This is a genomic window from Streptomyces sp. NPDC055239 (genome assembly GCF_053606205.1).
The window spans coordinates 1-22,525 of the sequence record NZ_JBSGRD010000017.1 but is presented as its reverse complement, the minus strand read 5'-3'; the positions used below and the strand labels follow the sequence as shown (position 1 = coordinate 22,525).

Genomic DNA, 22,525 nt, shown 5'->3' with positions numbered 1-22,525 from the left:
CCTCAATCAAGCTTGAGGTTCTACGTTCTGGACATGGACACTTTCACGTACTCACACAGCGACGAGGACCTCATCAACCAGCCCATCGGCTACTGGGCATCGGCCGCGGGCGAATCCGTCGTCCACCACATCCGCACGATGCTCGCCGAGTCCGGACTCACCCAGCCCCAGTGGTGGATCCTGAACCAGATCGTCGCGGACGGCGGCCGTGACAAGGAAGACGTGGTGGCCACCCTGCACGGCTACCTGAGCATCGGCGACGGTGCCCTGCACCACGACATCAGCGCCCTGCACGACCGCGCCCTGCTCACCGAGGACGTCACCGGTCGCCTCCGCATCACCGAGGAGGGGCGCGCGCTCCGGGACGAGACCGCCGCGCGCCAGCGGAAGATCCGCGCGGAGATCCATGAAGGCATCCCGGAGGAGGAGTACATCCGTACCCTCAAGGTGCTCCAGCGCATGATCCACAACGTGAGGGGCACGGCCTGGCACCACTGAGGCCTCCCCCGGCCCCGTTCTCAGTACCGCTCAGCCACTGGCGAGCGACAGCTTCGCCGCGAATCCGAGGAACAGCGCACCCGCCGCCGATGTGGCTCCCGCCGAGAGCCGCTTGCGGCGGCGGAAGGCGGCGGACAGCTTGGTGCCGCCGAATATCAGTGCGGTGAGGTAAAGGACGCTCGCCACCTGGGCGAAGATGCCGAGCACGAGGAAGGAGAGCGCGGGATAGGCGTACCCCGGATCGACGAACTGCACGAAGAAGGCGATGAAGAAGAGGATGGCCTTCGGATTGAGCAGGCTGATCACCAGGGCCCTGCGGAACGGCCGCTCCCCCGAGTCGTCCTGACCGCTCTTCCCCTGCTCGACGGCCTGCTCACGCCGTGCCCGCCACATTCCCCACGCGGCCCGCAGCATCCCCACCGCGAGCCAGGTCAGATATCCGGCACCGGCGTACTTCACGATCCCGAACAGCACGGCGTTGCCCTGGAGGAGCGAGGCGACACCGGCGGCCGAAAGCGTCATCAGGACGGTGTCACCGCACCAGACGCCCGCGGCGGCGGTATAACCCGTGCGTACGCCGCGGCGCGCGGCAACAGAGATCACGTACAGCGAGTTCGGCCCCGGAAGGAGAATGATCAGGGCGAGGCCCGCGAGATAGGTCGGAAGATCGGTGACACCCAGCATGGGGCGGAGTCTCGCACGCACGTACGACATAGCGGACGCGGTGTCCGCCCAGCGGACACCGCCACCGGACACCCCGAGCAAGTCCAAGTCAGAACGCGTCCGTCGGCACGTACGCCCCCCACACCTCCCGCAGCGCGTCGCATACCTCGCCCACCGTCGCCCGCGCCCGCAGCGCGTCCTTCATCGGGTGGAGGACGTTGGCGTCCCCCTTCGCCGCGTCCTTGAGCGAGGCGAGCGCCGCGTCCACCGCGGCCTGGTCGCGCTCCTGCCGCAGCTTCGCGAGGCGGGCCGCCTGCTGGGCCTCGATGGCGGGGTCGACGCGGAGGGGTTCGTAGGGCTCCTCCTCGTCCAGTTGGTAGCGGTTGACGCCGACCACGACGCGCTCGCCGGAGTCGGTCTCCTGCGCGATGCGGTAGGCGGAGCGCTCGATCTCCGCCTTCTGGAAGCCGTTCTCGATGGCGGCCACCGCGCCGCCCATGTCCTCGACGCGCTCCATGAGGCCGAGGATCGCGGCCTCGATGTCGTCCGTCATCTTCTCGACGACGTACGACCCGGCGAACGGGTCGACCGTGGCGGTCACGTCCGTCTCGTAAGCGAGGACCTGCTGCGTGCGCAGGGCCAGGCGCGCGCTCTTGTCGGTCGGCAGCGCGATCGCCTCGTCGAAGGAGTTCGTGTGCAGGGACTGGGTGCCGCCGAGCACCGCGCCGAGGCCCTGGACGGCGACCCGGACGAGGTTCACCTCGGGCTGCTGGGCGGTCAGCTGGACCCCGGCCGTCTGCGTGTGGAAGCGCAGCATGAGTGACTTGGGGTTCCGGGCGCCGAACTCGTCGCGCATCACGCGGGCCCAGATCCTGCGCGCGGCACGGAACTTGGCGACCTCCTCCAGGAGCGTCGTACGCGCCACGAAGAAGAAGGAGAGGCGGGGCGCGAAGTCGTCCACGTCCATGCCCGCCGCGACCGCCGTGCGGACGTACTCGATGCCGTCGGCGAGGGTGAAGGCGATCTCCTGCGCGGGCGTCGCACCCGCTTCCGCCATGTGATAGCCGGAGATGGAAATGGTGTTCCACCTCGGGATCTCGGCCCGGCAGTACTTGAAGATGTCCGCGATCAGGCGCAGGGACGGCTTGGGCGGGAAGATGTACGTCCCGCGCGCGATGTACTCCTTCAGGACGTCGTTCTGGATCGTGCCCGTCAGCTCGCCCGCGTCGACGCCCTGCTCCTCGGCGACCAGTTGGTACATCAGGAGCAGCAGGGCGGCGGGGGCGTTGATCGTCATCGACGTGGAGACCTTGTCCAGCGGGATGCCGCCGAACAGGACCCGCATGTCGTCGATCGAGTCGATCGCGACCCCGACCTTGCCGACCTCGCCGCTCGCGATCGGGGCGTCCGAGTCGTGGCCCATCTGCGTGGGCAGGTCGAAGGCGACCGACAGGCCCGTCGTGCCGTTCGCGATCAGCTGCTTGTAGCGGACGTTGGACTCGACGGCCGTGCCGAAGCCCGCGTACTGGCGCATCGTCCAGGGGCGGCCTGTGTACATCGAGGGGTAGACGCCCCGCGTGTAGGGGTACGCGCCGGGGGCGCCCAGTTTCGTCCCGGGATCCCAGCCGTCGAGGGCCTCGGGGCCGTACACGGGCTCGACGGGCAGTCCGGACTCCGACTCTCGCGGTTCTCGCGGCTCTCGCAGTTCTCGTGGCTCTCGCGGCTCTCGCGCACGCGCCATCGCTCTGTGCCTCCTGCCGGAGATCCTTCTCCGTAGATCCTTGGATCCTTCTCCGTTACTTCTCCGGTATAGCGGTCCTCCTCCAGCATGGGGCAACGTTCAGGGGTGGTCATTCGCGGGGAAGATTCTCAGCGGGTCTGTAGAGCAGTCGAGCGATGGCGGGGGTCGTTGTGCGCAAAGGTGCGATAGCCGTGGGGGCCGTGGTCACGGTCGCCCTGGTCGGCGTCGGTGGGTGCAAGGCCCAGCCCGTCGACTCGGACGGCAAGGCGCAACCGGTCCGGATCTCTCCCACGAAGACGGATTCGGGCGGCCCCGATACGCCGTCCGGGACGCCTGAGGGGAAGCCCGGCGAAAAGTCCGGGGGGACGCCCGAGGAGAAGCCCGAGAGAACGCCGACCCCGGTGGCGACCCCGACGCCCGCCCCGAAGACCCTGCTCGCTCCCGGGCAGCGCGGCGACAAGGTGCGGGAACTGCAGGCGCGGCTCCGGCAGGTCGCCTGGCTCTTCGAGGATCCAACGGGGACGTACGGCTCGGCCACGACCGCCGCCGTCAGGGGGTTCCAGGACAAGCGCGGCCTGCCGAGCACGGGCACGACGGACACGGTCACCTGGCAGAAGCTGGTCGGCATGACGCGCGAGCCGACGAAGTACCAGCTCTACTCCGGCGGTGGCATCCCGGCGTCCAAGCCCGACAAGCGCTGCATGACCGGACGCGTCCTGTGCATCAGCAAGGAGAGCCGCACGCTGACCTGGATGATCGACGGCAAGACCGTGTCGACGATGGACGTGCGCTTCGGCTCGCAGTACACGCCGACCCGCGACGGCACGTTCTCCGTCTACTGGAAGTCCCGGCACCACGTCTCGACGCTGTACGACACCGCCATGCCGTACGCCATGTTCTTCAGCGGCGGCCAGGCCGTGCACTTCTCGTCGGACTTCGCGGCGAGGGGCTACAACGGCGCCTCGCACGGCTGCGTGAACGTACGGGACAAGAAGAAGATCGCGAATCTGTTCGCGGCGGTCGAGAAGGGCGACAAGGTCGTCGTCTACAAGTGATCCGCGGCTACGAGTGATCCGGGGAGATTAAACAGCGTGGGCGGGATCGGGGGAACGTCTCCCGCCCACGCTGGTGGCACGGAGCCAAAGGTACGGGGGGAACCCCTGGCTCGTGCGCGGGCCGATGACCAGTCGGCTCACTTCTTACTGCGTCGCTGCTCCAAAAAACGTCACACCCGGCCGGGACCTACTGGGACCGGCCGCGGCCTACAGGGTCTCGTCGCCCGGGAGCACGGGCTGCGCGCTGTACGAGCCGGTGGGAGTGGGAGCGGGAGTGGGAGCGGGCGCCGGGTGCGGCACCGAAGGAGCGTCCACCGGCGGGAGGAGGGTGCCTCCGCCGTTGCCCCAGTGGTCGTTGCCGCCGTCGTTCGATCCGCCGTCGTTCGATCCGTCGCCGTCGCCGTCGTGGTCGCCGTCGTGGTCGCCGCCGTCGCCCTTGCCGTCACCGCCGGCGTTGCCGCCGTAATTGCCCGAGCCGTTGTTCTCGCGGTCGCTGCCGGAGCCGTACAGGACGCGGCCGCAGAACTCGGTCACACGCTGGGAGCCCTTGGCGGCTTCCTCCAGGCGGCGCCTCTTCTCGCCCTGGAGCTTTCCGCTGCGGTAGTCGCGGCAGGCGACGACCACCTTGCGGTACCAGCCCTTGGCCTCGTCCTTGCGCTGCGGATCGCCGGAGCCGGGCTTCGTGGTGTCCGCGCCGCCCTTGGAGGCGCCCTCGGACTTTCCGGCGTCCGGCGGCGGCGCGCTGGTGCCGGGTTCGCTCGACGGGCCTTCCGGGGTGGTGGTCACGTCGTCGGGTTCCACGTCCGGGGAGCTGCTCGAATCACCGCGCGGGGACGCGAGCGGCTCGGGCGAGGCGACGGACGAGGCGGAGGCCGCGGGGCCCGGCGTGTCATGGTGACCGAACGGCGAGGGGAGCACGCCCGTGCCTGCCGCCACCGCGACGCCGCCGATCATGCAGCCCGCGAGGACGGCGGCGAGGCCGTAGCGCACGGGGCGAGCCCAGGGTGCGGCACGCGGAGGCTCGACCTGGCGCCCGATATGCACCGTCTCGCCCGCTCCCACGCGCGTAGAAGCCGCTCGTGTCTCAGGGCCGCGAGCCTCCCGGAACGCGGCGAGGGCAGCCGCTTCACCAGGGAGTTCGGCAGAAATGTCGGCGGGTACGACGGAGCCCGCGCGGTCGTCAGCCGCCAGTGCGGCCAGGGCCTCGGCCAGTCGTGCGGCCTGCTCCCGCCTGTCAGGGTCGGTGCCGTCGATGGGCTCACCGCTCAGCAAACGCTCCGCCGCGTCGCGGTCCAGCCACCTGTAATCCTCGTCGGCCATCACATGTCCTTCTGCGCCCGGACACGCGAATGCGTCACACCGGCAGGTGACACCGCGTGCCCTCGCCGCTCTCTCTGGGGCGGTACGGCGTCGAGCGCGCCCTCGTTCAACGGGCCTTCCGCGCCGAGCAGTTCCGCGAGCCGCTTCAGGCCGCGGTGCGCGGCGGTGCGGACCGCGCCGGGGCGCTTGCCGAGGGTCTGTGCCGCGCTCTTGGCGTCGAGGCCGACGACCACCCGGAGTACTACGGCTTCCGCCTGGTCCTGCGGGAGCTGGGCTATCAGGGCGAGGGCGTCGCCGGTGGAGAGGGACTCCATCGCCTCGTCGGCGGTGTCCGCGTCGCCCGGCTTTCCGGTGAGCTCGGTCTCGTCGCCGCCTATCGCCGGGCGGCGGCCCCGCATGCGTATGTGGTCGAGCGCCCGGTTGCGCGCTATGCGCGCGGCCCAGCCGCGGAACCGGTCGGCGTCGCCGCTGAACCGGTCGAGGTCGCGGGCTATCTGCAGCCAGGCCTCGGACGCGACGTCCTCCGCGTCCGGGTCGCCGACCAGCGTCCGTACGTAGCCGAGCAGCCGCGGGTGCACGGCGCGGTACACAGTCCGGAACGCGGTCTCGTCCCCGTCCTGTGCCGCAAGCACCGCGGCGGTCAGTTCCGCGTCGTCCCCCAGCACAACTTCTCCCTATGCGCCTACACCGGTTGCGGTCATGCCCCCGCAGAGCCTGGCGCGAAGCAGCACGCTACGGGCTGAAGTGGGCTCACGTCCATGTTTGGTACAACGCGCAACTAGCGGGTGACAGAACGCGGTGTGACAGAAAACGCACGCGCGGCGCTGAAGGGAATACGGGCCGCGTGCGGTCCGTCCGCGTGACGGCCGGGGTCTCTCCTGTGGGGGGTGGCGACCCCGGCCGCTCACCTTGGCGGGGGCCTGGCGGGTCGGCCTTGCGTGCCGCCGCTCTTCGTTTTCTTCTGCGGGTGCGCTGTGGCTGGTCGCGCCGTTCCCCGCGCCCCTATGGGGCGCTGATCTCCGGCTCATACTCTGCGGGTGCGCTGTGGCTCAGCGCGCCGTTCCTCGCGCCCCTTTGGGGCCCTCGTGCTCGGCCCTGCCCAGTAGTGCGCTCGCCAGGATCGTGTTCGCCGCTGCTCTTAGTGAGGCCAGTGCGCGGGGGCGCCAGTCGTCGCGGGGGCGGGTGCGGGCCCGGTGGGTGCCCTCGTCGCGCGCGGAGCGGAACGCGGCGACCGCCCGTCGCTCCGCCTCGGCGTCGACGGCGACGGAACGCACCGCCTCACCCAGCAGAGCGTCCACACGTTCGTTCGCGTTCATCCTGACTCCCCGGTCATCTCGACTCCCCAAGCGGACCGGCGCCGTCATCCGTCACACCCCGGGTATCGCCTAACCGTTCGGCGAGCCGCTTGAGACCCCGGTACGCGGACGTACGTACCGCCCCGGGGCGTTTGCCGAGCACCCGTGCCGCCGCCGGGGCGTCCAGGCCGACGACGACCCGCAGCAGCACCGCCTCCGCCTGGTCGCGCGGCAGTTTCGCGATCAGCGCCAGGGCCTTCTCCGTGGAGATGGATTCGAGCGCCTGCTCCGACGTGCTGTGCGGTCCGGGGAGTTCGAGGATGTCCTGTTCCAGGACGGACGGGCGCGGCCTGACCTTCTGGCGTCGCAGATGGTCCAGGGCCCGGTGGCGCGCGATGGTCGTCGTCCAGCCGCGGAAGCCCTCGCCGCCGCCGCGGAACCGCCCCAGGTCGCGGGCGATCTCCAGCCAGGCCTCGGCGGCGATGTCCTCCGCGACCTCGCCGTCATGGCCGACCAGACCCCGCAGATAGCCGACGAGCCCCGGCTGCACCAGGCGGTACGCGACCGCGAAAGCAGCCTCGTCGCCCTCCTGCGCCCGCGCGACCGCGGCGCCCAGCTCCTCGTCCCCCGTCCGCGCTCGACGGGGCTCCCCTCCTCGACCCACGCTTTCCCATCCGATGCGGCACAGCTCACCGTGTCCATGCCCCCACGGAGAGCTGCGCCACGGCCCGCAGAAATGTCACAGGCCCGGATAAACACCCAGAGCCCCCGGACCCTCCCGTACAACCCTTTGACCCCTCAGACAGTCGTACGCTCTCGCTTTGGCCAACCGGGTCAACCGGCAATTCCGCTAAGGGGTGGGGCATTTGAGCCCGCGCAAACCGCGCGAATCAGCGCGAAACTCGCACGCGTACAGACCGCTGAGTATCAAGCGCAGGGCGTGGCTGACGATCGGGGCCGTCGTACTGGGGGGCGCGGGGGCCGTCACGTACGCGATGGCGGATCCCGTGACCGGCGATCAGCCGGGCGGCGTCTCACGCGACAAGCGCCCGGTGAGCGTGCACGACATCGCGCTCAAGGCCGACGGCGCCAAGGAGCGGGAGCTGCCGCGCACGTCGACGGAGCAGTTCTCCCTGCTCGGCGTCTCGTGGACCGGCGTCACCAAGGAGCTTGAGGGCACGGCTCAGGTCCGTACGCGCTCCGTCGAGAGCGACAAGTGGACCGGCTGGCAGAACCTGGACCTGGAGCTGCACCTGCCCGAGAAGGCCGAGGCGGGCACGCGTGCCGCGTCCGAGCCGCTGTGGGTCGGCCCGTCGGACGGCGTCGAGGTCCGCGTGGTCGCGGCGGACGGCACCTCAAGTGCCGTCCTTCCCAAGGCACTTGAGGTCAATCTCGTGGACCCGGGCGTGACGTCCAAGGAGGCGAAGAACCCGGCGCTCGACGGTTCGGCGATGACGCCGGTGGCGTTCGCGGCCGATGAGGAGACGGGGTCGCCGGAGCCGAGCGCCCCGGAGTCCACAGAGCCCCCGGAGCCCGAGGTTCCGCCCGTTCCGACGGCTCCGCCGTCCACCGTCACCAAGCCGCCCATGATCGGCAGGGCGGCCTGGGGCGCGGACGAGTCGCAGGTCAAGGACCCGCCGGAGTACATAGACAAGGTCAAGGCGGTCTTCGTCCACCACACGGTCGGTACGAACGACTACAGCTGCGCCCAGTCGGCGGCCCTGGTCCGCGGCATCATGACGTACCACGTGGAGACCGAGGGCTGGAACGACCTCGGCTACAACTTCCTCGTGGACAAGTGCGGCCAGATCTTCGAGGGCCGCGGCGGCGGCACCGATCTGCCGGTGCGCGGCGCGCACACGTACGGCTTCAACGGCGAGTCCGCGGGCATCGCGGTCCTCGGCGACTTCGAGGGCAACGAGTCGCCGGCCACGGGCGAGACGTACACGAAGGCGGGCAAGCCGACCCGCGCCGCCCTGGAGTCGGTCTCCCGCGTGGCGGCCTGGAAGCTCGGCCAGTACGAGGGCAGCCCTTCGGGCAAGGTCACGCTGACGGCGGCCGACGACACCGGCGTGTGGAAGAAGGGCGACACCCCTTCCCTCAACACGATCTCGGGCCACCGGGACGGCTTCGCGACGGCGTGCCCCGGCAAGAACCTGTACTCCAAGCTCCCCGAGATCCGCCGTTACGCGTCGAGCGCGGGCCGCAACTCGGCGCTCCCGACCTCCGACTTCAACCGCGACGGCATCACGGACCTGGTGGCGGGCACGCCCAAGGCATCGGGCGGCGTGGGCAGCCTGACGATCGTCCCGGGTGGCCTGAACGGCCCGGTCAGCGGCTCCAAGAAGACGCTCACCCAATCCAGCCCCGGCGTCCCCGGCGCCTCCGAGGCGGGCGACAACTGGGCGGCGGCCACGGCCTGGGGCGACATCAACGGCGACGGTCACGCGGACCTGGCGATCGGCGCCCCCGGCGAGGACGACACCACCAACAAGGACCGCGGCGCGGTCACGATGCTCTACGGCCCGGACTTCACCTCCGGCACGGACATGCAGCTGGCGGACGACTTCCACTACCCCGGCGCCAAGTTCGGCTCGGCAGTGGCGGTCGGCGACTTCAACGCGGACGGCAAGGCGGACGTCTTCGCCGCGTCCACCGGCACCGGCGGCACGTGGGCGGCGCGCTTCAAGGCGGGCAACGAGGTGGGCGGCACACTGACGTCGGGCGACACGGCCATCGCGTACGCCGATGCCGCGTCCGGCGACTTCAACCGTGACGGCTACGCGGACGTGGCCCTGAACTACCGCGACCAGTCGGGAATCGGCCGCGTCCAGTGGTTCAAGGGCACCAGGTCGGGCCTGAGCAGGGTCGGTTCGCTCTCGGTCAAGGGCGGCCGCTCACTGGCGGTGGGCGACGTGAACGGCAACGGCTACGACGACCTGGTCATAGGCCAGCCGTACACGGCCGAGTCGGGCGCCTTCGCGGGCGGCCAGGTGACAGTGGTCCCGGGCAGCCCGACCGGCTTCACGACCACCGGCATGAAGACGGTCCACCAGGACACGTCCGGAGTCCCGGGCGCCGCCGAGTCGGGCGACGCGATGGGCTGGTCGGTCTCGGCGGGCGACTTCAACCTGGACGGTTACGCGGACGTCCTGACGGGCGCCCCGAACGAGGACATCACGCGCTCCGGTTCGGCGAAGAAGGACGCGGGCACGTCACTTCTACTGAAGGGCACGTCGTCGGGCCTGACGGGAACGGGCGCGCAGGCGTTCAGCCAGGACACGGAGGGCATCGCGGGCTCCACGGAGTCGGCGGACCGCCTCGGCTCATCGGTCATGCTCGCGGATCTGTCGGGCTACGGCCGCGCCGACCTCGCCATCGGCGTGGACGGCGAGGACGAGGGCAACGGCACGCTCCTCCAGCTGGACAGCACCGCGTCCGGCGTCTCGACGACGACCGGCGTCTACTACGGCCGTACGCAGCTGGGCACTCCGGCGGCGGCCCACCTGGGCCAGACGCTGACGCCGTAACCCTCCGCCGCTGTTGGGGAATTGCGGGAAAGTCCCGGGGACACGCCGATTTCGGGCGGGGTTTCCGGGACTTTCCTGCAGTCACACCCTCATCCCTCGCTCCCGGCGCGAGACCACCGCCCGTAGGATCCGGCGGGCCTCCGTGGACGTGTCGCGGGCCTGCCGCAGGGGGACGGTGCCCGTGCCCGGGGTGGCGAGCAGCTCCAGGACGCGTACCTGGCGCCGCAACTCGGCGGCGACCAGCGGCGACATCCCCTCCGTACGTCCCTCGCGCCTCGCGCTCACGGGCAGCGGCCTGGCGCCACCGTCCGGCACGGTGTCGAGCAGCCGATGGATCTGCAGCGCGGCGACGGAGCAGGCGTCGGCCCACTCCCGCAGCTCGGCGGCGGACCGCGTGGAGGGCGCGGCGCCGAGCATGCGGTAGGCGAGGGTGACGGCCTCGTCGGCGGAGGAGTCCTCAAGGACGTCCGCGCCGCCCAGCGTCATCCGCGCATCGGCGAGCGCCACGTCCCAGGCCCTGCCTTCCGCGAGGCTCGCCCACAGCGGGCGCAGTACGTCGTCACCGCCGCCGAGAAGCGGTACGCAGCGGTCGAGGCAGGCGAGCCCGCTCGCCGCAAGACCCCTCTCGTCCGCTTCGGCCATCAGCTCGACCAGACTCGGGCCACCCATGGTGTACGCCTCCTGTTCACGGACAACGACAATGCACGTCCCCTACTGCGTTCGGTACTGCGTTCGGGCCCCCAGGAACGTCACTGCGGCACCACGCCGAGCCGGTCCAGGAAGCGGAAGAAGAGCTCCTCCGCCGAGGGCTCGGCCGCGGCGTTCAGCACGTCCAGGAGCGGCCCCGCCTTCACCGTCCTGCCGGACTCCGCCGCCCACGTCACCGCCCGGTCCGCCGCGTCGCGCGGCTCCAGGAAGTAGTCGTCGAGGCTCAGGCCGTCGTCGCCGAGGTAGGCCGTCATCGCCTCGCGGGCCAGGCACGTGGTCCACGCGCCGCTCTCCGGGGCTGCCGCCTCGACGACCACGCAGTCGCTGTCCATGACGTAGCCGAAGAGGGCGGGCGAACCCGTCTCCAGGGCCAGGGTGTTCATGTTGCCGACGTCGCGCGCGCCGTCGCCGCCCGGCACTTCCCACACCTGCCAGCCGTCGTCCCGCCGCACGAGGAGACTGAGCTCGTCCCGCACCGCCGCCACCGCCGTGAGCTCCACGAGCGGCCGCTCGCTCCTGCCCACGACGTAGTAACCCCAGTAGCCCATGCTCGCGTCTCCCCGTGTACGGCTTCGATCGGCTTTGGGCGAATACACCACAGACGTATGCAAGTTCGCCACCAAAAAGCCGAAAGCGGATCTCGCGGACCTGTCAGACGGAATCTCTCGGGCCGGACCGCTCAGGCGGAGTGGACCCCGCCGGCCACTGGCCCCGACCTCGCCTTCGTGTCCTGCATCCGCGTCAGGCGGAGTACGACGAGGACCGCGAGGACCGCGGCCGCGATGTTCACGACGTCCGCGAACATCATCCTGGAGACCGCCGCGTCGATCTCGTCGGCCTCCTCCGCGTTCCAGTACCCCGCCGACGCCCACCGCCCGACGAGGATGCTCGCCACCCACAGCGTCCACCAGCCGTTGACGAGCGGGTGCGTGGCGCGGGCCGATGCGTCGCCGAGGGTCATCGTGCGGTCGAGGGCCACGGAGCGGTCGCCGCTCGCGTCCCAGATGTCCAGCGTGATCCGCCGCGGGACCCACAGGTTCACGAAGGGCACGAACCAGCCGCCGACCGCCCAGCCGCGGGTCTTGGTGTGGATGTGCGGCTCGAACACCTCGGCGTTCACGCGGACGCGGTAGAACCAGCAGAGGAAGACGGCACAGGTGGCCACGAGCACGGCGGTCTGGAGCCAGCCGGAGACGGCGTAGAGGGTGTCGGCGCGCTCGGCCTCCCGCACCAGATCCGTTCCCTGGCCCACCACCCCGTAGCCCACCCCGCGGTCCAGGCTCATCAGGTCGTCCATCACGCCCTGGATGACCGTGCCCGCCCACAGCGAGTACAGGTCGGCGGCGATGACGCCGACGAGCAGCGCGACGGTCGCCCGTGCGAGTGCGACCGGCGAGCGGAGATGGGCGGGGTTCCTGCTGGACGCGTACCCGGGGCGAGGCGCCGGCTGCGCGTGTGCGGCCGCCGTGACGCAGATGCCGCAGAGGCCGTCCGATGTCGTCGCCGTATTGAACTGACATTGCGTGCACAGCATGGCTGAGCGACCCCCCACGGGTTCATCAAGGACAGGAGCAGGACAGGAGTCAGGACAAGAGAGGCCGCCCACGTCCCTCCCCAGGGCGTCGGCGGCCTCCGGAACTTATCCCACCTGGTCGGCAAGCTTCACGAATTCTCCCCAGGGCGGACTCGGTTTGCGTGCATCCCACAGCTTTTGGGACGTCGCCCGCAGTGGCATCCGCACTCCCTGGGCCACCTGCGCCTGCGTCTGCGAATTGGCGAGGTCGCACCAGACCGCGAAGGTGCCGCCGAGGATCTGGTCGTCGTACTCCGCGCTCACCGGCTTCGTCCCGCGGATCACCCGGGGGGTCCACTGCTCGTAGATCCGCTGCCCTGTGGGATAGCGGAAGGTGTTGGGCTGGCCGAGGACGTAGTAGAGGTACTCGTCGTTGTAATTGACGACCTTCCGGCCCGCCTTCAGGTACTCGGTCGGCTCCCTCGCGCCGATCTCCTTGCCCGTCCAGTACGCGACTTCGAGGTCGCCGTCGGCCTTCTCGACGCCGCCGCGGAAGAACCCGTCGTTCCAGGCCTTGAGTCCCCGCTCGTAGGGGCGCATGGTCTCGGCGCGGTCGTTGAGCCAGCCGGTCGCGAGATCCTGGACTCGGGCGCCGGACCCGTACTTCTTGCGGGCGGCGGAAGCCAGTTGCGGGTAGCTGGCCTCCGGGTTGTCGACCGTGAGGGCTTGGTACTCGTCGGCGCCCAGGTGCCAGTAGCGGCCCGGGAAGAGGTCCGCGTACTCCTCAAGGAGGTCATCCACGATCTCCGCCGCCTGCGGCTTGGAGATGTCGACGGCGCCGCGCGCGGCGACGCCACGGGTGTCGCGGAGCTGGAGCGAGGGGTGCGCGGCGATGACCGCGCCGAGGTGGCCCGGCGAGTCGATCTCGGGCACGACGGTGATGTGGCGGCTGGCGGCGAGCTTGAGGATGCGGCGGACCTGCGCCTTGCTGAGGTGGTCGCGCGAGACGATCTCGGGGTGCGAGTCCGACTCGATGCGGAAGGCCTGGTCGTCGGAGAAGTGCAGGCCCAGCTGGTTGTACTTGAGGTCGCCGATCTCCCGGATGCGGTCCTCGATCCACGCCGCGTCGAAGTGCTTGCGCGCGATGTCGATCATGAATCCGCGCTGCGGCTTGGCGGGACGGTCGCGCACGACGCCTTCGGGCGCGGTCCGGTCGCCGCGCACCTCCTGCTTCAGCGTGCGGGTCCCGTAGAAGACGCCCGTGTCGGCGGGGGCGCTGATCTTCACCCGCTGGTTCTTCACGGAGAGGGTGTACGACTCGTCCCTGCCCTCGGACGCGTCGGCCTTCTCCGGGGTGAGCGCGAGCTCCACGTCGCCCTTGCGGGGGTCGGCGTCACCGGCGTACTTGAGTTTCAGCTCACCGGCGAGCAGCTTGCCCTCGTCCGCGAGGTCGCCGTCACCGACGACGACATGCCCGCCGTCCTTCGGCTTCCAGCCGGGCCCGCGCGCCGCGGTGTGCTCGCGTACGGCCGGGATGGTGGCGGGGGTCTTGGAGAGGGCGTACGACTTCGAGGGGGTAGGGGACGCGGCGGACTTGTTGTCGGAGGGCGGCGACGCGCTGGAGGAGGGCGCTGAGTCCCCGCCGTCCCCGCCGTCCGGCCAGACGGCCACGGTCAGGGCCACGGCCCCGGCGGCCACGACTCCGGCGGTGGCGAGGACGATGCGGCGGGGGGTCACTGGTTGCCGCCTCGTACGGTTACGGGGCAATACGCTGCGGTGCAACACGCTGGGGGGCCAACGGGTGGGCGGGCGCCAAGGACATCAGCAGTCAGAGCCAACATCCGCCCACGGTAAAGCGGGCCCCGCGGCCACCCCGTCCACAACGCGAAGCGAAACTCTCCCATCCGGGTGAAATTCACGCATCCGTCCGACAGCCGCCACCACACGTCGCTAGCGTGACGACAAAATCCCCCACTCCCCCTCACTCCTTGCCTCTCCGATGCCCCCTGCCCAGGAGCCCCCGCTGTCCCCGCACCGTTCGCCAAGCACCCCCGAGCAGCTGAACAACGCCGAGCCCGACGCGGCCGAAGCCGCGCTGCTCACCTGCTGCGGCAGCCATCTGTGGGCCCGCCGCCTTGTCGCCCACCGGCCGTACCCCGACCTGGACGCCCTGCTCGCCGCGTCCGACGAAGCGGCGTACGACCTGCCGCTCGCGGACCTCGCCGAGGCCCTGGCCTGCGAACCTCTGCGTCCGACCGTCCCCAGCCAGGGCACGTACAGCGCCGCCCACACCGCCCTGCGGGCCGCGCACGCCGCGTACGAGAGCCGCTTCGGTCACGTCTTCGTGATCTGCCTGGACGAAGTACGGCCGAGCCAGGCGCTGAACCATTTGCTCGCCGGAATCCGGGCCCGCCTCGCCAACGACCCGGAGGAGGAGCGGGTGCTCGCGGCCGAGGAACTGAGGAAGCTGGCACGCGGCCGACTCACCCGGCTGGTGCACGACCTGAATAGCCCGTACGTGCCTGTTTGATTGCCTGTTTGATCACACCTGGCTACCCGGCGCGAACGAACCGACAACTCGTCGATACGATGACGAGCGGCCGGTGGACCGTACCCGGCCGGGCCCGTCCGACCACCCAAGCCGGCTGGCCCCAATCCCCGCTCCCGGAGGGTTCTGCCGTGCCGGCTGGAACGCTGTACCGCGGCCGGGAAGGAATGTGGTCCTGGGTGGCTCACCGAGTCACCGGCGTCCTCATCTTCTTCTTCCTGTTCGTGCATGTGCTGGACACCGCTCTCGTCCGCGTCTCTCCTGAGGCGTACGACGATGTCGTCAGCACCTACAAGACGCCCCTCGTCGCACTCCTTGAGTACGGCCTGGTCGCCGCCATCCTCTTCCACGCCCTGAACGGCCTGCGTGTCATCGCCGTCGACTTCTGGTCGAAGGGCCCGCGTTTCCAGAAGCAGATGCTCTGGACCGTCGTGGGCATCTGGGTCGTCCTGATGGTCGGGGCGCTCTACCCGGTCCTCGGCCACGCCGTCCGCGAAGTCTTCGGGAGCTGACGCCAGACATGTCCGACACAGACACCACGCTCGAGAAGTCCGGAGCGTCCGGAGTGGGTCCCGTCGAGGGCGCCTCACTCTACGACGTCGACAACCCGGCTCCCCTCATCGAGGCCCCGCGCAAGCGCACCTCCAAGACCCCGCGCTCGACCCGCGGCAACTTCGAGATGGCCGCGTGGCTCTTCATGCGCCTGTCCGGCGTCGTCCTGGTCGTCCTGGTCCTGGGTCACCTGCTGATCCAGCTGGTGCTCGACGGCGGAGTGAGCAAGATCGGCTTCGCGTTCGTCGCCGGTCGCTGGGCCTCGCCGTTCTGGCAGGTCTGGGACCTGCTGATGCTGTGGCTCGCGATGCTGCACGGGGCCAACGGCCTGCGCACGGTCATCAACGACTACGCGGAGCGCGCCAACACGCGCCTGTGGCTCAAGGGCCTGCTGTACACCGCCACGGTGTTCACCATCCTTCTGGGCACGCTGGTGATCTTCACCTTCGACCCGAACATCCGCTAAAGCCGAGGCGAACCCAGTGAAGATTCACAAGTACGACACTGTCATCGTCGGCGCCGGCGGCGCGGGCATGCGCGCGGCCATCGAGTCGACGAAGCGCAGCCGCACCGCGGTCCTGACGAAGCTCTACCCCACTCGCTCCCACACGGGCGCGGCGCAGGGCGGCATGGCCGCCGCGCTCGCCAACGTGGAGGAGGACAACTGGGAGTGGCACACCTTCGACACGATCAAGGGCGGCGACTACCTGGTCGACCAGGACGCCGCCGAGATCCTGGCGAAGGAGGCCATCGACGCGGTCCTCGACCTGGAGAAGATGGGCCTGCCGTTCGGCCGTACGCCCAAGGGTGAGATCGACCAGCGCCGTTTCGGCGGTCACTCCCGCAACCACGGCGAGGCTCCTGTCCGCCGTGCCTGCTACTCGGGCGACCGCACCGGCCACATGATCCTCCAGACGCTCTACCAGAACTGCATCAAGGAGGGCGTGGAGTTCTTCAACGAGTTCTACGTCCTCGACCAGCTCCTCGTAGAGGTCGACGGCGTCAAGAAGAGCGCGGGCGTCGTCGCCTACGAACTGGCGACCGGCGAGATCCACCTCTTCCAGGCGAAGTCCGTGGTCTACGCGTCGGGCGGCACCGGCAAGTTCTTCAAGGTGACGTCGAACGCGCACACGCTGACGGGCGACGGCCAGGCGGCCTGCTACCGCCGTGGCCTGCCGCTCGAGGACATGGAGTTCTTCCAGTTCCACCCGACCGGCATCTGGCGCATGGGCATCCTTCTTACGGAAGGCGCCCGTGGTGAGGGCGGCATCCTCCGTAACAAGGACGGCGAGCGCTTCATGGAGAAGTACGCGCCGGTGATGAAGGACCTCGCGTCGCGTGACGTCGTGTCCCGCTCCATCTACACGGAGATCCGCGAGGGCCGCGGCTGCGGCCCCGAGGGCGACCACGTCTACCTCGACCTCACGCACCTCCCGCCGGAGCAGCTGGACGCCAAGCTCCCGGACATCACGGAGTTCGCGCGCACGTACCTCGGCATCGAGCCCTACACGGACCCGATCCCGATCCAGCCGACCGCGCACTACGCCATGGGCGGCATCCCGACGAACGTCCAGGGTGAGGTCCTCGCGGACAACACCACGGTCGTCCCGGGTCTGTACGCGGCGGGCGAGGTGGCCTGCGTCTCGGTCCACGGCGCCAACCGCCTGGGCACGAACTCGCTCCTGGACATCAACGTCTTCGGACGTCGTGCGGGCATCGCGGCGGCGGAGTACTCGGCGAAGAACGACTTCATCGAGCTCCCCGAGAACGCGGAAGAGCTCGTAGTAGCCCAGGTGGAGCGTCTGCGTGACGCCTCGGGCAACGAGCGGGTCGCCGAGCTCCGCAAGGAGCTGCAGGAGACCATGGACGCCAACGTCATGGTGTTCCGCACGGAGCAGACGATCAAGACTGCGGTGGAGAAGGTCGCGGAGCTCCGCGAGCGCTACCTCAACGTCTCGATCCAGGACAAGGGCCGTCGCTTCAACACCGACCTCCTCGAGGCCATCGAGCTGGGCAACCTGCTCGACCTGGCCGAGGTCATGGCGCAGTCGGCCCTGGCCCGCAAGGAGTCGCGCGGCGGTCACTACCGCGAGGACTACCCGAACCGCGACGACGTCAACTTCATGCGCCACACCATGGCGTACCGCGAGGTAGGCGACGACGGCGCCGAGTCGATCCGGCTCGACTACAAGCCGGTCGTGCAGACCCGCTACCAGCCGATGGAGCGTAAGTACTGATGGCAACCCCGACCCTCGACAAGGAAGACGCCAAGCCCGAGGCCGGCTTCGCCGACTCCCCGTACATCACGGTCACCTTCCGCATCCGCCGCTTCAACCCGGAGATCTCGGCGGACGCGACCTGGGAAGACTTCCAGGTGGAGATCGACCCCAAGGAGCGTGTCCTCGACGCCCTCCACAAGATCAAGTGGGAGCTCGACGGGTCGCTGACCTTCCGCCGCTCCTGCGCCCACGGCATCTGCGGCTCGGATGCCATGCGCATCAACGGCCGCAACCGCCTGGCCTGCAAGACCCTGATCAAGGACTTGAACCCCTCCAAGCCGATCTCGGTCGAGCCGATCAAGGGTCTGACGGTCCTGAAGGACATGGTCGTCGACATGGACCCGTTCTTCCAGGCGTACCGCGACGTGATGCCGTTCCTGGTCACGTCGGGCAACGAGCCGACGCGCGAGCGCCTCCAGTCCCCGGAGGACCGCGAGCGCTTCGACGACACCACGAAGTGCATCCTGTGCGCGGCGTGCACGTCGTCGTGCCCGGTCTTCTGGAACGACGGCCAGTACTTCGGCCCGGCGGCGATCGTCAACGCGCACCGCTTCATCTTCGACTCGCGTGACGAGGCGGGCGAGCAGCGCCTGGAGATCCTGAACGACAAGGACGGCGTGTGGCGCTGCCGCACGACGTTCAACTGCACGGACGCGTGCCCGCGTGGCATCGAGGTCACGAAGGCGATCCAGGAAGTAAAGAGGGCGCTGATCACGCGCCGCTTCTGATTTTCCTTTCGTCCGTACGTTGTTGTTGCCATGGGCCCCGCTCCTTTCGAGGAGCGGGGCCCATGTGCGTCGGGGGCGGGTGTCCTCACCCGGGTGTCCTCACCCGGGTGTCCTCACCCGTACCGGTGAACGGGTCGGAACGGGACTCGCGCCCCACGCCCGCCCTACGATGATGCTCTCGACACCAGCCCTCAGGAGGCACGCGATGTCCGCAGCAGCTGCCGAGCGGCCCCATGACGACATGTCCGGCGAGCTGTCTCTGCTCGCCGAGGCGAACCTGCTCATGGATCGCAACCCGGGCCACCGCGTCGAGATCATCGGAGGCCAGATCACCGTGACCCCGCCCCCTGACGTGGCTCATGCCCGCGCCCTCTCCCGGCTGAGGCGCCCGTTCGCCACGGCCGGGCTCGACGGCGGCGAAACCGAGGTCCTCGAAGGGGTCGGCCTCTGGCTCCCCACTGGCACCGACGACTACGCGATCCCCGACCTCGTCGTCGTCGACGCCGACATCGAAGAACACCTCATCGAGAACAACTGCTACGACCCCATCGCTTTCCGTCTGGTTCTCGAGGTCACCTCCACCAACTACCAGAACGACCTCCGCGCGAAGGTCGCGGCATACGCCGCCGCCGGGCTCCCGGTCTACGTCATCGTCGACCGCAAACACCAGCGCCTCCACGCCCTCACGAACCCGTCGGGCGACGAGTACACAACGCACCAGGTCCACGCCCCCGGCCAACTCCTCACCCTCCCCGACTCGATCGGCGCCAAGGTGACGCTCGACGTGACGGAGGTCTTGACGGCAGGGCGGGCCGCGCAAACTCAGCCCGGCGGTTGAGCAGGTCAGAGCGCGTGCGAGCGGACTGTCGCTGACCACGCGTCGCTTCTGAGTTCTTGGTCGGTCGTACGTTGCGGTGGGCCGCTCCTTCCGAGGAGTTGGCCCACACGCGTCGACGGCCAGCGCTTCGCGAGCTACGTACACGGGGCCCGCCACTCCCGCCCAGATCTCCTTGCCAGCCAGCGGGACGGGCTCAACACAGCACACCCAGGCCAGCGAAGCCTGCAACGGCAAATGGCGCCGGCGGTCAGCCCCAGAGGTAGCGTTGGTTCGCTTGCGTTACCCCCACCTCAAACGGGAGTCCAGAGTGAACCGCCCCACCCGTCTCATGACGGCCGCCCTCGTCGCGTCCGCGGCCCTGCTGTTGACCGCGTGTGGTTCCGGGGGCGGCGACAAGGACTCCTCGGACAAGATCGAGGGTGCGGGTGACGGCGGCTCGAAGGCTTCCGCCAGCCCGTCGGCGAAGCCGGGCGGGACGAAGCGCCCGGAGATCAAGCTCCCGGCGGAGTTCGAGGTGAACTTCGCGGGCTGGACGAACAGCGACCCGAAGCACCAGGGGGTCCTGGACGACGGCAAGGAGGAGCTTCGGGCGAAGTACGCGGCGATCATCGAGGGAAACCCGGATTCGGACGCGGTGGCGTTCTACGACTCGGGCGCCTCTCTCACCACGGCCCGCAAGTGGATCAAGGGCTTCACCGAGACCGACGACAGCCTGATCGGTGAGGTCAAGGCCTACGACCCGAAGGTCAACGTCAGTGGCAAGGACGCGGCTGTGTTCTTCTACTGCGTCGACGAGCGCGAGGCGTCCACGAAGAACCGAAAGACCAAGAAGGTCACGGCCACCCCGGACACTCCCGACTCGGTGCTGCAGTACCGGGCCAGGCTCACCAAGTCCGAGCAGGGCGTGTGGCAGACCGTCTCCCTGGAGACCCGCCCGGGCGGGTGCAAGTAGTGCGGACCGCTACGAGGACCGGCGCCTTTCTGCTCCACGGCCCTCGACGCGCATAACATCTAAAAGCTCATGAGCAAGGATGAATTCACAGGTGGAGCTGGATAACCTACGCGCCCTGCGCGGCCGGCTGACCGCCGAGCTGGACACCTCGCTGTACGAGATCGTCTGGCAGGACCCGATCTCTGGTCGCGCCAAGCAGAGCGCATCATTGGGCATCGATGGGCCGGAACGCCTCGCCGAACTGACGGTGTGGGAATCCGGTGAGGCGGAGCTGCAGCTGGGAGAAATCTCCAGCGGGGAGATCACCAATGAACATCTGAGCCTGGCCGACGCCGGACAGCTCACGGCAATCACCGACCGGATGCGGGCGTGGGTTACGGGTGACGGCGGCTGAGTTCTTCTTGGTCGGTCGTACGTTGTTGCTGTGGGCCCCGTTCCTTTCGAGGAGCGGGGCCCATGTGTATCGGGGGCCATGCGCTTCGCGAGCTATGTGTACGGGGCGCGCCATTCCGCCCAGATCTCCTTGCCGCCGCAGGAGCGGCGCCCGTTGACGAGGACGTAGTGCCCCCAGTCGTCAGCACAGCTACGGAGAAGCCAGAGACCGCGCCCGCGCTCGGAGTCGACGTCACTGATGCCGAGGGGCGGCGACGGCGGCAGCTGCGGACTGCTGTCCCAAACGCTGAGACGGATCCCGGCCTGGGTACGGGCCAGGCGCACAGCTACGGAATCACGCGCACAGGCAAGGGAGTTGGTCACCAGCTCCGAGACGACGAGCTGGGCGTTGTCGAGGACGGCGGGGTGTACGCGGTAGCGGGCGAGGACGGCGCGCACGTGGGCCCGGACGATGCCGGGGCCGAGGGGGGTGTGGGGGATGCGGAGGGCGTACTCCCAGTCTTCGTCGGCGGGAGTGGCGGGTTGCTTCATCAGGGCGAGTTCGGGCATGGCCGTAACTCCTCTTTGAGGTACGGGGGTTGGGTGGGGGTGAGCTGCGCGGTGCCGGGCGGTGGCTGTGCCGCCGTTGCGGTGCGTCGCGGGGCAGGGCGGTGCACTTCCGGAAGTCCCGGGCCACGCTGGGTGATTGATGCAATACTCACCGTAGGGCAGCCAACTACAATACTGCTACTGAACAAGGAAACTTCCTTAACGAGGTGAGGGTGTGCCACCCAGGTCGACCACGACCGTCAGGCAGCAGCGCCTAGGCGCTGAGCTGCGAAAATTACGCGAGCGCGCTGGCCTCAACTCCCGGGAGGCGGGCCAGAAATTGGGCGTCAACCCAGCACACATCAGCAATATCGAAGCCGGCAGATTTGGCGTCAGCGCCGACCGCGTTCGAGCCTTCGCACTGGGCTACGACTGCGCTGACGAGCCGTACATCGAGGCCTTGGCCGCGATGACCACAGGCCGCTCCCGCAACTGGTGGGACGACTACCGCGACATCCTCCCGCCGGTACTGGTCGACCTGTCGGAGATGGAAGAGCACGCGACCGCACTGCGAACGGTCCAGTTCACCCACCTGCCCGGTCTGCTGCAGACCCCGGACTACGCCAGGGTGATCTTCCAGCAGAACGTCCCGGCACTCTCACCACCGTCCGTCGAGCACCGCCTCTCCCACCGGATCAAGCGCCAGGGAGTCCTCTACGCCGACGCCCCGACGCCATACGCAGCGATCATCCACGAAGCTGCCCTGCGTATGCAGTTCGGTGGGGCCGAGATCATGCGCAAGCAGCTGGCACACATCGCGGAGATGGGCGAACGTGAGAGCGTGACCGTCCGCGTCCTGCCCTTCGCTGCGGGGGTCTTCCCCGGCGCCGGGCAGACAGTGGTCATCGCCCATGGGCCGCACCTCCAACTGGACACGGTGCAACTTGACACGGAGCACGGCTCGGAATTCCTGCACGCAGAGGCACAGTTGATGAAGTACCGCACGATCATGGGCCGCCTGGAGAACCTGTCTCTGGACGCTTCCGTATCCCGCGACTTCATCCGCTCCCTCATCGCCGCCCCCTGAAAGGCCCCACGATGCCCGACTTGCACTGGCAGAAGTCGTCCTACAGCAGCGAGGCCAGCAACTGCGTCGAACTCGCCACCGCCCCGGACAGCACGCTGCACCTCCGGGAGTCCGATGCCCCAGACGCCATCATCACTCTGCGAGCCGCCGCGCTCAGCTCTCTCTTGGGAGCCATACGCCGAGAGACTTTCGGCATAGGCGACTAGTGTGATGCGCCAGAAATGGCGGCTTTAAATTGCTGTCAGGTATCGGTGGTTGGTGGGTTGATTTTGGTGAGGTAGTCGGCGAGTGAGTTGA

Annotated in this window: 24 protein-coding genes; 13 read left to right on the top strand and 11 right to left on the bottom strand. The window is 69.1% G+C overall.

All coding sequences use genetic code 11. The features are described 5' to 3' along the window. Positions 1-33 precede the first annotated feature (33 nt). Positions 34-498, top strand: a complete 465-nt coding sequence (locus ACWFRJ_RS38440) for a MarR family winged helix-turn-helix transcriptional regulator (RefSeq protein WP_453542160.1) — start codon at positions 34-36, stop codon at positions 496-498. 30 nt (positions 499-528) lie between these two features. Here ACWFRJ_RS38440 and leuE read toward each other — a convergent pair whose 3' ends face one another. Continuing rightward, positions 529-1,182: a leucine efflux protein LeuE gene (gene leuE / locus ACWFRJ_RS38435; RefSeq protein WP_453542157.1), complete on the bottom strand. Its 654-nt coding sequence runs from the start codon at positions 1,180-1,182 to the stop codon at positions 529-531. 88 nt (positions 1,183-1,270) lie between these two features. Continuing rightward, a complete protein-coding gene (locus ACWFRJ_RS38430) occupies positions 1,271-2,902 on the bottom strand; it encodes an acyl-CoA mutase large subunit family protein (RefSeq protein ID WP_453542154.1) in 1,632 nt (543 codons plus the stop codon). A 155-nt stretch (positions 2,903-3,057) separates the two neighbouring features. On the opposite strand from ACWFRJ_RS38430, the gene ACWFRJ_RS38425 reads away from it, so the two are divergent. After that, the gene (locus ACWFRJ_RS38425) at positions 3,058-3,957 is read left to right on the top strand and encodes a L,D-transpeptidase family protein (protein ID WP_453542151.1); all 900 of its coding nucleotides are present in this window, start codon (positions 3,058-3,060) and stop codon (positions 3,955-3,957) included. 207 nt (positions 3,958-4,164) lie between these two features. Here the strand turns inward: ACWFRJ_RS38425 and ACWFRJ_RS38420 are convergent, their stop codons facing one another. The 4 genes from ACWFRJ_RS38420 to ACWFRJ_RS38405 all read right to left on the bottom strand — a co-directional run bounded on the left by ACWFRJ_RS38420 (position 4,165) and on the right by ACWFRJ_RS38405 (position 7,236). Then, positions 4,165-5,277, bottom strand: coding sequence for a hypothetical protein (locus ACWFRJ_RS38420; protein ID WP_453542148.1), 1,113 nt, complete (start codon positions 5,275-5,277; stop codon positions 4,165-4,167). Continuing rightward, the gene (locus tag ACWFRJ_RS38415) at positions 5,277-5,942 is read right to left on the bottom strand and encodes an RNA polymerase sigma factor (protein ID WP_389904070.1); all 666 of its coding nucleotides are present in this window, start codon (positions 5,940-5,942) and stop codon (positions 5,277-5,279) included. The genes ACWFRJ_RS38420 and ACWFRJ_RS38415 overlap by 1 nt, the downstream gene beginning before the upstream one ends. 384 nt (positions 5,943-6,326) lie before the next feature. After that, a complete protein-coding gene (locus ACWFRJ_RS38410; RefSeq protein ID WP_453542145.1) occupies positions 6,327-6,593 on the bottom strand; it encodes a hypothetical protein in 267 nt (88 codons plus the stop codon). Between the two features lie 13 nt (positions 6,594-6,606). Further along, positions 6,607-7,236, bottom strand: coding sequence for an RNA polymerase sigma factor (locus ACWFRJ_RS38405; protein ID WP_453542142.1), 630 nt, complete (start codon positions 7,234-7,236; stop codon positions 6,607-6,609). Between the two features lie 331 nt (positions 7,237-7,567). Between ACWFRJ_RS38405 and ACWFRJ_RS38400 the strand changes: the two genes are divergently transcribed. Beyond that, the gene (locus tag ACWFRJ_RS38400) at positions 7,568-10,102 is read left to right on the top strand and encodes an FG-GAP-like repeat-containing protein (protein ID WP_453542574.1); all 2,535 of its coding nucleotides are present in this window, start codon (positions 7,568-7,570) and stop codon (positions 10,100-10,102) included. 81 nt (positions 10,103-10,183) lie between these two features. On the opposite strand, the gene ACWFRJ_RS38395 is transcribed toward ACWFRJ_RS38400, so the two are convergent. The 4 genes from ACWFRJ_RS38395 to ACWFRJ_RS38380 all read right to left on the bottom strand — a co-directional run bounded on the left by ACWFRJ_RS38395 (position 10,184) and on the right by ACWFRJ_RS38380 (position 14,060). Next, on the bottom strand, positions 10,184-10,771 hold the full coding sequence (locus tag ACWFRJ_RS38395; RefSeq protein ID WP_453542139.1) for a hypothetical protein: 588 nt from the start codon (positions 10,769-10,771) through the stop codon (positions 10,184-10,186). An 80-nt stretch (positions 10,772-10,851) separates the two neighbouring features. After that, entirely contained in the window at positions 10,852-11,358 is a 507-nt protein-coding gene (locus tag ACWFRJ_RS38390; RefSeq protein ID WP_453542136.1) for a hypothetical protein, read from the bottom strand. A gap of 131 nt (positions 11,359-11,489) precedes the next feature. Then, positions 11,490-12,344, bottom strand: a complete 855-nt coding sequence (locus tag ACWFRJ_RS38385) for a DUF4328 domain-containing protein (RefSeq protein ID WP_453542133.1) — start codon at positions 12,342-12,344, stop codon at positions 11,490-11,492. A 105-nt stretch (positions 12,345-12,449) separates the two neighbouring features. Next, positions 12,450-14,060, bottom strand: coding sequence for a beta-N-acetylhexosaminidase (locus ACWFRJ_RS38380; protein WP_453542130.1), 1,611 nt, complete (start codon positions 14,058-14,060; stop codon positions 12,450-12,452). Positions 14,061-14,322: 262 nt separating this feature from the next. On the opposite strand from ACWFRJ_RS38380, the gene ACWFRJ_RS38375 reads away from it, so the two are divergent. The 8 genes from ACWFRJ_RS38375 to ACWFRJ_RS38340 all read left to right on the top strand — a co-directional run bounded on the left by ACWFRJ_RS38375 (position 14,323) and on the right by ACWFRJ_RS38340 (position 20,614). Further along, on the top strand, positions 14,323-14,853 hold the full coding sequence (locus tag ACWFRJ_RS38375; RefSeq protein WP_453542127.1) for a 2-oxo-4-hydroxy-4-carboxy-5-ureidoimidazoline decarboxylase: 531 nt from the start codon (positions 14,323-14,325) through the stop codon (positions 14,851-14,853). Between the two features lie 149 nt (positions 14,854-15,002). Next, positions 15,003-15,383 (top strand): succinate dehydrogenase, cytochrome b556 subunit, encoded by a 381-nt coding sequence (gene sdhC, locus ACWFRJ_RS38370; protein ID WP_283779093.1) that lies wholly within the window; start codon positions 15,003-15,005, stop codon positions 15,381-15,383. Positions 15,384-15,391: 8 nt separating this feature from the next. Next, positions 15,392-15,889: a succinate dehydrogenase hydrophobic membrane anchor subunit gene (locus tag ACWFRJ_RS38365; protein ID WP_453542124.1), complete on the top strand. Its 498-nt coding sequence runs from the start codon at positions 15,392-15,394 to the stop codon at positions 15,887-15,889. A gap of 16 nt (positions 15,890-15,905) precedes the next feature. After that, positions 15,906-17,660: a succinate dehydrogenase flavoprotein subunit gene (gene sdhA, locus ACWFRJ_RS38360; protein ID WP_453542121.1), complete on the top strand. Its 1,755-nt coding sequence runs from the start codon at positions 15,906-15,908 to the stop codon at positions 17,658-17,660. After that, positions 17,660-18,430, top strand: a complete 771-nt coding sequence (locus ACWFRJ_RS38355) for a succinate dehydrogenase iron-sulfur subunit (protein ID WP_453542119.1) — start codon at positions 17,660-17,662, stop codon at positions 18,428-18,430. Before sdhA ends, ACWFRJ_RS38355 begins: the two co-directional genes overlap by 1 nt. 205 nt (positions 18,431-18,635) lie before the next feature. Beyond that, entirely contained in the window at positions 18,636-19,268 is a 633-nt protein-coding gene (locus ACWFRJ_RS38350) for a Uma2 family endonuclease (protein ID WP_453542116.1), read from the top strand. 307 nt (positions 19,269-19,575) lie between these two features. Further along, a complete protein-coding gene (locus tag ACWFRJ_RS38345) occupies positions 19,576-20,220 on the top strand; it encodes a hypothetical protein (RefSeq protein WP_453542113.1) in 645 nt (214 codons plus the stop codon). A gap of 79 nt (positions 20,221-20,299) precedes the next feature. Next, positions 20,300-20,614, top strand: a complete 315-nt coding sequence (locus ACWFRJ_RS38340; RefSeq protein WP_453542110.1) for a hypothetical protein — start codon at positions 20,300-20,302, stop codon at positions 20,612-20,614. Between the two features lie 92 nt (positions 20,615-20,706). On the opposite strand, the gene ACWFRJ_RS38335 is transcribed toward ACWFRJ_RS38340, so the two are convergent. Further along, a complete protein-coding gene (locus ACWFRJ_RS38335) occupies positions 20,707-21,162 on the bottom strand; it encodes an ATP-binding protein (protein ID WP_453542107.1) in 456 nt (151 codons plus the stop codon). Positions 21,163-21,376: 214 nt separating this feature from the next. On the opposite strand from ACWFRJ_RS38335, the gene ACWFRJ_RS38330 reads away from it, so the two are divergent. Together ACWFRJ_RS38330 and ACWFRJ_RS38325 are read left to right on the top strand one after the other, a co-directional pair. Then, on the top strand, positions 21,377-22,228 hold the full coding sequence (locus tag ACWFRJ_RS38330) for a helix-turn-helix domain-containing protein (protein ID WP_453542104.1): 852 nt from the start codon (positions 21,377-21,379) through the stop codon (positions 22,226-22,228). An 11-nt stretch (positions 22,229-22,239) separates the two neighbouring features. Beyond that, on the top strand, positions 22,240-22,434 hold the full coding sequence (locus tag ACWFRJ_RS38325) for a DUF397 domain-containing protein (RefSeq protein ID WP_453542101.1): 195 nt from the start codon (positions 22,240-22,242) through the stop codon (positions 22,432-22,434). Positions 22,435-22,525: the final 91 nt, after the last annotated feature.

What these genes read in the sequence shown, in the direction of transcription:
- ACWFRJ_RS38440 (WP_453542160.1), top strand. Translation starts at nt 34, where the DNA reads ATGGACACTTTCACGTACTCACACAGCGACGAGGACCTCATCAACCAG.
- leuE (WP_453542157.1), bottom strand. Translation starts at nt 1,182, where the DNA reads ATGCTGGGTGTCACCGATCTTCCGACCTATCTCGCGGGCCTCGCCCTG.
- ACWFRJ_RS38430 (WP_453542154.1), bottom strand. Translation starts at nt 2,902, where the DNA reads ATGGCGCGTGCGCGAGAGCCGCGAGAGCCACGAGAACTGCGAGAGCCG.
- ACWFRJ_RS38425 (WP_453542151.1), top strand. Translation starts at nt 3,058, where the DNA reads ATGGCGGGGGTCGTTGTGCGCAAAGGTGCGATAGCCGTGGGGGCCGTG.
- ACWFRJ_RS38420 (WP_453542148.1), bottom strand. Translation starts at nt 5,277, where the DNA reads ATGGCCGACGAGGATTACAGGTGGCTGGACCGCGACGCGGCGGAGCGT.
- ACWFRJ_RS38410 (WP_453542145.1), bottom strand. Translation starts at nt 6,593, where the DNA reads ATGAACGCGAACGAACGTGTGGACGCTCTGCTGGGTGAGGCGGTGCGT.
- ACWFRJ_RS38400 (WP_453542574.1), top strand. Translation starts at nt 7,568, where the DNA reads ATGGCGGATCCCGTGACCGGCGATCAGCCGGGCGGCGTCTCACGCGAC.
- ACWFRJ_RS38395 (WP_453542139.1), bottom strand. Translation starts at nt 10,771, where the DNA reads ATGGGTGGCCCGAGTCTGGTCGAGCTGATGGCCGAAGCGGACGAGAGG.
- ACWFRJ_RS38390 (WP_453542136.1), bottom strand. Translation starts at nt 11,358, where the DNA reads ATGGGCTACTGGGGTTACTACGTCGTGGGCAGGAGCGAGCGGCCGCTC.
- ACWFRJ_RS38385 (WP_453542133.1), bottom strand. Translation starts at nt 12,344, where the DNA reads ATGCTGTGCACGCAATGTCAGTTCAATACGGCGACGACATCGGACGGC.
- ACWFRJ_RS38375 (WP_453542127.1), top strand. Translation starts at nt 14,323, where the DNA reads ATGCCCCCTGCCCAGGAGCCCCCGCTGTCCCCGCACCGTTCGCCAAGC.
- ACWFRJ_RS38365 (WP_453542124.1), top strand. Translation starts at nt 15,392, where the DNA reads ATGTCCGACACAGACACCACGCTCGAGAAGTCCGGAGCGTCCGGAGTG.
- ACWFRJ_RS38355 (WP_453542119.1), top strand. Translation starts at nt 17,660, where the DNA reads ATGGCAACCCCGACCCTCGACAAGGAAGACGCCAAGCCCGAGGCCGGC.
- ACWFRJ_RS38350 (WP_453542116.1), top strand. Translation starts at nt 18,636, where the DNA reads ATGTCCGCAGCAGCTGCCGAGCGGCCCCATGACGACATGTCCGGCGAG.
- ACWFRJ_RS38340 (WP_453542110.1), top strand. Translation starts at nt 20,300, where the DNA reads ATGAATTCACAGGTGGAGCTGGATAACCTACGCGCCCTGCGCGGCCGG.
- ACWFRJ_RS38335 (WP_453542107.1), bottom strand. Translation starts at nt 21,162, where the DNA reads ATGCCCGAACTCGCCCTGATGAAGCAACCCGCCACTCCCGCCGACGAA.
- ACWFRJ_RS38325 (WP_453542101.1), top strand. Translation starts at nt 22,240, where the DNA reads ATGCCCGACTTGCACTGGCAGAAGTCGTCCTACAGCAGCGAGGCCAGC.